The organism is Streptomyces sp. NPDC048002, assembly GCF_040653275.1.
Classification (GTDB): domain Bacteria; phylum Actinomycetota; class Actinomycetes; order Streptomycetales; family Streptomycetaceae; genus Streptomyces.
Window position 1 is genome coordinate 1 of sequence record NZ_JBEZNL010000081.1, and the last position, 8,155, is coordinate 8,155.

Below are 8,155 nucleotides of genomic sequence, written 5' to 3' on the forward strand. Positions count from 1 at the left end.
GTCGGGGGGCGGTGGCCCCCCCCCCCACCCCCCCGCCGCCCCCCCGGCCCCCCCTATCCTCCCACAGGAGGAACGGGGGCCGCGGTCGACGGCGTGCTCCGACTACCGCAGACGGGCCATCAGGGCGTGCTCGACCAGCGTGATCAGCGCGCTCTTGGCGTCCGCGCGGTGGCGGGCGTCCGTGGTGATGATCGGGGTGTCGGGGCCGATCTGCAGGGCCTCGCGGACCTCGTCGGGGTTGTACGGCTGGCTGCCGTCGAAGCCGTTGAGGGCCACGACGAACGGCAGGCCGCTGTTCTCGAAGTAGTCGACCGCGGGGAAGCAGTCGGCGAGACGGCGGGTGTCCACCAGCACGATCGCGCCGATCGCGCCGCGCACCAGGTCGTCCCACATGAACCAGAAGCGGTCCTGGCCGGGCGTGCCGAACAGGTACAGGATCAGGTCCTGGTCCAGGGTGATGCGGCCGAAGTCCATGGCGACCGTGGTGGTCGTCTTGTCCCCGGTGTGGGTGAGGTCGTCGATGCCCGCCGAAGCGGAAGTCATCACGGCCTCGGTGCGCAGCGGGTTGATCTCCGAAACGGCCCCGACGAACGTGGTCTTGCCCACGCCGAAGCCACCCGCCACCACGATCTTCGCCGAGGTGGTGGAGCGGGAAGGACCGCCGCTAGAGCTTGCGAAGTCCACTGAGCACCCTTTCGAGCAGTGTCACGTCTGGCTGGCCACCGGCGTTCTCGTCGCCGCCGGGCTGATGGATGGCGACCAGTCCCGCCTCCGCCAAGTCGGCGACGAGGATCCTGGCCACGCCGAGCGGGATCGTCAGCAGGGCGGAGATTTCCGCCACCGACTTGATCTCCCGGCAGAGGTTGCAGATCCGCTGATGCTCGGGCAGCTGCCCCTGCATCTGGTGCGGAGCCGCGGTGGTGTGCACCAGCGCCTCGATGGCGAGCTGGTACCGCGGCCTGGTGCGTCCGCCCGTCATGGCGTACGGGCGCACCAGGGGGTTGTTCGACGCCCCGGCGGGCGTCGGCTCAGGGGCGCGTCGATGCGGCTGCACGGGCTGGATGCGCGGCGCCTGCGGCTGGTCGTACGGTCCCGGACCCTGCGGGGCCTGGGGCGCGTAGGGCTGCTGCCGCCGCTGGCTCGGCGTGGAGGGGAAGTTGTACCGGTTCTGGGAACCGTCGTTCTGACCCTGGGCAGGGCCGTACGACCAGTTGCCCGATGATGAACCGTCTGGGGGTGTTGCCACTTTCTCCTCCTCCGACTGTGCCTGGCACCCAACATGTGGAGCCGCGTCCCGAAACCTTACGGCCCCGGGACGCCAAAACGCACCGTGTGTCTGTTAGTTGAGCAGGCTCCCTTGGAGCTCCGCACGCAGATCCGGCGTCAGGACGGTACCCGCGCGGTCCACCAGGAGGGCCATCTCGTACCCGATGAGGCCGATGTCCGCCTCCGGGTGGGCGAGGACGGCGAGCGAGGAACCGTCGGATACGGACATGATGAACAGGAATCCCCGCTCCATCTCCACAACCGTCTGGTTCACGGCGCCGCCCTCGAAGATGCGCGAGGCACCCGCGGTCAGCGAGGTCAGACCGGAGGCGACCGCCGCAAGCTGGTCGGCGCGGTCGCGCGGAAAGCCTTCGGACATCGCCAGAAGGAGTCCGTCGGCGGAGACCACCACCGTGTGGGACACCCCGGGGGTGTTGTCCACGAAGTTGGTGATCAACCAGTTCAGGTTCTGTGCCGCCTGGCTCATCGGGCTCACACTAACGCTCCTGGTTGTAGGTGCTGTCAGGCCCACTGTGGTTCCTAGTGGCCTGGCCGTTCGTTTCACTTCCCGCACTGCGACCCCGCTGGACACCCCGGCGCAGGTTGCTCAGCCTGCCCCGGACGTCCTCGGGAGCGCGGGAGACCTGTGGGCCGCCCTGGGGGGTGGCTTCGGCGGCTCCCTCGACCAGGTTGGCCTTGGGTACCCGCCGGGGCAGACCGGAGGAGGTGACTCCGCCCGCCTTGGGCTTGCGGAGCTGCGCCGCCTGCTGCCAGCGGTCGTCGTTCGCCGAGCGCCAGCCGGGCTCGCCGGGACCGTCGGCGGGGGCCGGTGCGTCCTGGCTCACGGGCCGGGCGCCGTTGGCGCCGCTCGCGGGGGCACCGCGGCGCGGGAGGCCTGCGTCGGTCAGCTCGTGGGCGGCGGACGGGGCCGGTCCCGGACGGTCGAAGCCTACGCTGTCGCGCTCACTTGCGTCAGCGGCCTGCACAGGTTCCGTTTGTGGAGCGTACTGGTCGGAGTAGCCACCGCGGTAGTCGTCCTGCTGCGGCCAGTCGTCCTGGTAGCGGCGCTCCTCGAAGGCCGTGAAGGACTCCGGGGCGGACCCGTGGGCGGCCGCCGGCTCCTCCTGAGCGGGCTCCGCATAGGCCGGCTCGGGGTAACCGCCGTTGGACGAGAACGTGTCGTTCTGCTGAAGCCCGCCGTTCTGGGCGTAGTACGGCTCCTCGTACGACGTCTGCTGCTGCTCGTCGTACGTCGTCTGCTGGTCGTAGCCCGACTGCTGCTCGGGGAAGCCGCCCTGGCCGTTGTCGTAGGACTGCTGCTGCGGGGCGAACTCGTCGTACCCGGGGGTCTCGCCGGACTCCGGACCGTGCGCCTGGGCCTCCAGGGCCGCACGGCGCTCCTCGCGGACCAGGGAGCGGCCCACGGGGTCCAGGTCGCGGATGTCGTCCGGGACCTCGTAGCGGCTGTCGTCGAAGCCCAGCTCGGCCGCCGTGCGCATCGGCTGGCCACCGAAGTTCTCACCCTGGAACTGCTGCTCCGGGATGATCTGCGAGACGGTGAACTGGTCGTGCGCCGGTGCCTCGCCGCCGCCACCACCGTGGGTGATCGCGTCGGGCAGCATGACCAGCGAGGTGGTGCCGGCCTGCTCGCCCGAGGGGCGCAGCTGGACCCGGATGCCGTGCCGGTCCGACAGGCGGCCGACCACGAACAGACCCATGCGCTGCGAGATCGCGGCGTCCACGGTCGGCGGGTTGGCCAGCTTGTGGTTGATGTCCGCGAAGTCCTCGGCGGTGAGGCCGATGCCCTTGTCGTGGATCTCGATCATCACGCGGCCGTCGGGGAGACGGGTCGCGGTGACGCGGACCTTGGTCTGCGGGGAGGAGAACGTGGTGGCGTTCTCCAGCAGCTCGGCCAGCAGGTGCACGAGGTCGGTCACGGCGCGGCCGTGGATCTCGGCCTCCGGCACGCCGGAGAGCTCGATGCGCTCGTACTGCTCCACCTCGGAGGAGGCGGCGCGCAGGACGTCGACCAGCGGGACCGGCTGGTCCCAGCGGCGGCCGGGCTCCTCGCCGGCGAGGACCAGGAGGTTCTCGCCGTTGCGGCGCATACGGGTCGCGAGGTGGTCCAGGCGGAAGAGGTTCTCCAGCTGGTCCGGGTCGGCCTCGTTGTTCTCCAGGTCGGTGATCAGGGTCAGCTGGCCCTCGATCAGCGACTGGTTGCGGCGCGAGAGGTTGGTGAAGATCGCGTTGATGTTGCCCCGCAGCAGGGCCTGCTCGGCGGCGAGCCGGACGGCCTCGCGGTGGACCTGGTCGAAGGCGCGGGCGACTTCGCCGATCTCGTCCGTGGTGGTGATCGGGATCGGCTGCACCCGGGTGTCGACCCGGCCGGGGTCGGTCCGCGAGAGCTGGTCGACCAGCATCGGCAGACGCTGCTCGGCGATACCGAAGGCGGCGTTGCGCAGCTGGCGCATCGAGCGGCTCATCTGGCGGGCCACCATGCCGGCCAGGATGAACGCCACGAGCAGCGCGACCACGACGGCCGCACCCACGATGAAGGCGTCACGCTTGGCGTCGTCGGCGATCGCCGCGGCCTCGTTCACCGCGGTGTCGGTCATGTCCGACTCGATCTGGCGGTAGGCGTCGTACTTGAGGGTGTTGACCGCCCACCAGTTCTCGGCGGTCACGCCCTGCTCGGCGAGGCCCTGGCGCACCAGGGGATCGGTGGACTCCATGCCCGCGACGGCCCGGACCATGTCGGTGGTCTTGGCCGGCGGCGGCACATAGGTCTTGCCCTCGGCGGCGGCCTTCTGGGCCGCCTCCTTGGCCATCGCCGCGCCCTTGGTCTTGATCTCCGCCTCGGCGGCGGTCAGCCGCTGCGCGTCGGCCTCGGTGCCACCACCGAGGTACTCCTGGACGGCGATGCCCTCCAGGTAGGCGTACGAGGACAGGGCGACCTTCTGGCTGGCGAAGCTGCTGTTGCCGGGGCCGGGCTGGACCAGCATGTGCATACCGATGGAGCGCTGGAGCGACAGGGCGCCCTTGGTCAGCTCGATCGCGTACACGGTGCGGCCGTAGGACGTCACGTTGCCGGTGCCCAGGCCGAGCTCGTTGGCGAACTCGGTGAGGGGGTGGGCGACGTCGACGTAGCCCTCCTCGGTCTTCACTCCGAGAAGGTCGTTGGTGTACGCCTTCTCGCGCAGCTCCGTCAGGTCCGGCTCCACCTCGCGGAAGAGCTCGAGACGGCGCTGGAGACCCGCCTTGCCCGGGATGTTCTGGGCCGCGACGTCGAAGGCGTCGGCGGCGTCGTCCGTGGCCTTGCGGGCCGCCGTGACGACGTCCTTGTCCTTGTTCAGGAGCAGCGGAGCGGCGGTGATGTCACGCTCGTTGTACAGCGCGTCCGCGTAGTTCAGCGAGGCCCGCACGAGGTTCGCGGTGTCCTTCGCGTCCTCCGCCTCCTGCCAGGTGTCGATCGAGCTCTTCACCTGGAAGCCGCCCATGACCAGGCCGACCAGCACGGGTATGAGCAGGATCGCGTTCAGCCGGGTCGGCACCCGCCAGTTGCGCGGGGAGAGACGGCCGCCGCTGGAAGCGGGTGCGGCCGTCGGCTCCGGACCGGACACAGGGGCGGGCGCCGCTCCGCGCGGCGGCGGGGTGAAGTTGCCCCGGGCCGACGGCTCGGGACCGTTCTTGCTTCGCCTCACTCGACCAACAACCTCTCGGCGGTCGGCACCTACGTTGTGCCGCAGTCTCTCAGGGCCCAGTACTCGCCGACTGACGAGTACGTTCATTGACTATTGGGCAGTTCAGGCATTCCAGCACGTGGACCAGTGCACTTCCAAACAGTGGGAAGCGAACTTTCGCTGTGATGTAAGCCCCAGATAAAACGGTCATAAAGAGCGAGCCCCGCCAAAAGGCGGGGCCTTCGTACGCGCAGCGAGACCGGTTGACCGCGACGCGTTGCGGTACCACCCGATTCCTCTGCCGAAACGTTATGAACACCGAAGCCGACCGTGTCAAAGGCCACAGCCGGCTCCGGGACTTCTACGACAACTGCCGGACGCGGCAGCGGAATTGGTTGCCTACCTCAACCGTGCCATGAGGGCGTGCTCGACCAGCGTGATCAGCGCGCTCTTGGCGTCGGAGCGGTGGCGGGCGTCCGTGGTGATGATGGGGGTGTCGGGGCCGATCTGCAGGGCCTCGCGCACCTCCTCGGGCGCGTACGGCTGGTGGCCGTCGAAGCCGTTCAGGGCCACGACGAACGGCAGCCCGCTGTTCTCGAAGTAGTCGACCGCGGGGAAGCAGTCGGCGAGACGGCGGGTGTCCACCAGCACGACGGCGCCGATCGCGCCGCGCACCAGGTCGTCCCACATGAACCAGAAGCGGTCCTGGCCGGGCGTGCCGAACAGGTACAGGATCAGGTCCTGGTCGAGCGTGATGCGGCCGAAGTCCATGGCGACCGTGGTGGTCGTCTTGTCCCCGGTGTGGGTGAGGTCGTCGATGCCCGCGCTCGCGGACGTCATCACGGCCTCCGTGCGCAGCGGGTTGATCTCGGAGACGGCGCCGACGAACGTCGTCTTGCCGACGCCGAAGCCGCCCGCCACCACGATCTTCGCGGAGGTGGTCGCCCGGCCTCCGTCAGAGCTTGCGAAGTCCACTGAGCACCCTTTCGAGCAGCGTCACATCCGGAGCGCCGCCGTTGTTCTCGTCGCCGCCCGGCTGGTGGATGGCGACCAGCCCGGCCTCCGCGAGGTCCGCGACGAGGATCCGGGCCACGCCGAGAGGCATCGAGAGCAGCGCCGAGACCTCGGCGACCGACTTGACCTCACGGCACAGATGGCAGATGCGCTGGTGCTCTGGGAGCAGCCCCATGAGCGCTGCCGGGTCGGCCGTGGTGCTGATCAGGGCCTCGATGGCCAGCTGGTAGCGCGGCCGGGTCCGGCCGCCGGTCATCGCGTACGGACGTACCAGCGGCTGGTCGCCCTCATCCTCGTACGGCTCCGCGTACGGATCATGAGAGGCGTTGGGCGGGGTCATGAATCCTCCGGGCGGGACAGCAAGTCGGTCAGTCGTGCCGTCCGTCGGGGCCGGTGGGGGGAACTGTGTCGGCCTGACGGTGATTTGGTGAGACGGGTGGATCCAGGGAGGGTCAGTGGAGCAGACTGCCTTGGAGCTCGGCACGGAGGTCGGGCGTCAGTACCGCTCCCGCCCGGTCCACCAGCAGCGCCATCTCGTAGCCGACGAGGCCGATGTCGCACTCCGGGTGCGCGAGGACGGCCAGTGACGAGCCGTCGGAGACGGACATGAGGAAAAGGAATCCTCGCTCCATCTCCACGACCGTCTGTGCCACGCTGCCGCCCTCGAAGATCCGGGAGGCGCCGGCCGTCAGAGAGGTCAGTCCGGACGCGACGGCCGCGAGCTGGTCCGCGCGGTCACGAGGGAAACCCTCCGAGAGCGCCAGCAGGAGACCGTCGGCGGACACGACGACGGTGTGGGACACCCCGGGGGTGTTGTCCACGAAGTTGGTGATCAACCAGTTGAGGTTCTGTGCCGCCTGGCTCATCGGACTCAACTAACGCTCCTGCTGGTGAGTGGGGCTCGGGAAGCTGCCGGTCTGGCCGTTGCCGGCCTGACGACCCTGCGCGATACCCCGACGGAGATTGGTCAGCCGTCCGCGCACGTCATCAGGCGCACGCGAGACCTGCGGACCGCTTTGGTGCTGTTGCTGCTGGGCCGTGCCCGGGACGAGGTTCGCCCGGGGCACCCGGCGCGGGAGGCCGGAGGTGGTGACTCCGCCCGCGGCCGGCTGCCGGACCCGCTCGGCCTGCCGGACGAGGTCGTCGTTCGGCGAGGTGCGCCAGGTGCCGGTGGCGGCCTGTCGCGGAGGAGCCGGAGTCTGAGGTGCCTGGGCCGGCGGCGTGGGGGCCGGGGCCTGCGGCTGCTGCGGGGCGTGGTGCTGCGGAGCCTGGGGCTGCTGCCCCTGACCCTGCTGCGCCTGCTGGCCGCGGAACCAGTTCGTCTCCAGCGTGTCGTACAGCGGCGTCCGCCCGTCACCGGGACCGGGTGCCGGCGGCAGCGCCTCGGGCTCGGGCCGGTTCGGCCGCTGCTGCTGACGCGGCGGGGCCGGAGGACGCGGGGGGCTGTAGTCGGCCGGACCGCCCGCCTGGGGACGCTCGAACTGACCCGTGGTGGAGGGGTTCTGCCGGTTGGGCAGGGAGTGCTGTCCGGTCGTGGAGCCGTTGTCGTAGCCCTGCGGAGCCGGGAACTGACCCGTGGACTGCGCACCGCCGGGACCGTGGAGGTCCCCACGGGCGTACTCGCCGGTGTTCTGGCCCTGCGGACCGTTCGGCCGCGGGAACTGGCCGGTGTTCTGCGGGTCGTACGAGGGGGCCGGGCGGGCGTCGCCGCGCGGGATGGCCGGCATCTCCGCCGTGACCGCCGGGCCCTGCCGGTCGTCGATCCGCGGCATGCGCGAGGTCTGCGCCGGGTCCTGCTCGTCGTGACCGCGCGGGGTGTCGAGCGAGGCACGCGGCACCGGCGGCTGGGCGTTCTCGTCGCTCCAGCTGGGGGTGCGCTGCTGACCGACGCCGGCGCCCGGCAGTTCGGCGCGCTGACCGCCCCGGCCGCCCGGCAGCTGCGGCCGACGGCTGCGACGGCCGCCTCCGCCCTGCTCGGCGCCCGGGTTCTGCGGCTGCTGGGGAGCGGCGGACTGGGGACGTCCGCCACCGAAGGCGTCCTGGCCCTGCGGCGGGCCGGCGGGCGGCATGCCCGCTCCGGCGCCCGGCGCCTGGCCGAACGCGGAGTGCGCGGGCGGAGCCTGCCGGTTCTGCGGGGGACCGGCCGGGGGCTGCGCCCCGCGCGGGGCGATTACCAGACCTGCGATGACGTAGCG

Annotated in this window: 7 protein-coding genes and 1 pseudogene; all 8 read right to left on the reverse strand. The window is 70.8% G+C overall.

Annotation, left to right across the window (positions count from 1 at the left end; genetic code table 11):
- Positions 1–102: 102 nt before the first annotated feature.
- A complete protein-coding gene (locus AB0E07_RS39670) occupies positions 103–684 on the reverse strand; it encodes an ATP/GTP-binding protein (protein ID WP_026150693.1) in 582 nt (193 codons plus the stop codon).
- Positions 665–1,246 carry a DUF742 domain-containing protein gene (locus AB0E07_RS39675; protein WP_362263321.1) on the reverse strand — a complete coding sequence of 194 codons (582 nt, stop codon included), beginning with the start codon at positions 1,244–1,246 and terminating at the stop codon, positions 665–667. Before AB0E07_RS39675 ends, AB0E07_RS39670 begins: the two co-directional genes overlap by 20 nt.
- A 93-nt stretch (positions 1,247–1,339) precedes the next feature.
- Complete coding sequence (locus AB0E07_RS39680; RefSeq protein ID WP_003993185.1) at positions 1,340–1,753, reverse strand: roadblock/LC7 domain-containing protein; 414 nt, start codon at positions 1,751–1,753, stop codon at positions 1,340–1,342.
- A gap of 10 nt (positions 1,754–1,763) precedes the next feature.
- Positions 1,764–4,967, reverse strand: coding sequence for a nitrate- and nitrite sensing domain-containing protein (locus tag AB0E07_RS39685; RefSeq protein WP_362263323.1), 3,204 nt, complete (start codon positions 4,965–4,967; stop codon positions 1,764–1,766).
- A 378-nt stretch (positions 4,968–5,345) separates the two neighbouring features.
- Positions 5,346–5,921, reverse strand: a complete 576-nt coding sequence (locus AB0E07_RS39690; RefSeq protein ID WP_015657619.1) for an ATP/GTP-binding protein — start codon at positions 5,919–5,921, stop codon at positions 5,346–5,348.
- Positions 5,902–6,300, reverse strand: a complete 399-nt coding sequence (locus AB0E07_RS39695; RefSeq protein WP_015657618.1) for a DUF742 domain-containing protein — start codon at positions 6,298–6,300, stop codon at positions 5,902–5,904. The genes AB0E07_RS39690 and AB0E07_RS39695 overlap by 20 nt, the downstream gene beginning before the upstream one ends.
- Positions 6,301–6,412: 112 nt before the next feature.
- The gene (locus AB0E07_RS39700) at positions 6,413–6,826 is read right to left on the reverse strand and encodes a roadblock/LC7 domain-containing protein (RefSeq protein ID WP_030216565.1); all 414 of its coding nucleotides are present in this window, start codon (positions 6,824–6,826) and stop codon (positions 6,413–6,415) included.
- A gap of 9 nt (positions 6,827–6,835) precedes the next feature.
- Positions 6,836–8,155, reverse strand: a pseudogene (locus AB0E07_RS39705) (hypothetical protein); the annotation flags it as partial.

Coding starts and splice junctions, on each gene's coding strand:
- AB0E07_RS39680 (WP_003993185.1), bottom strand. CDS start 1,753: ATGAGCCAGGCGGCACAGAACCTGAACTGGTTGATCACCAACTTCGTG.
- AB0E07_RS39695 (WP_015657618.1), bottom strand. CDS start 6,300: ATGACCCCGCCCAACGCCTCTCATGATCCGTACGCGGAGCCGTACGAG.
- AB0E07_RS39700 (WP_030216565.1), bottom strand. CDS start 6,826: ATGAGCCAGGCGGCACAGAACCTCAACTGGTTGATCACCAACTTCGTG.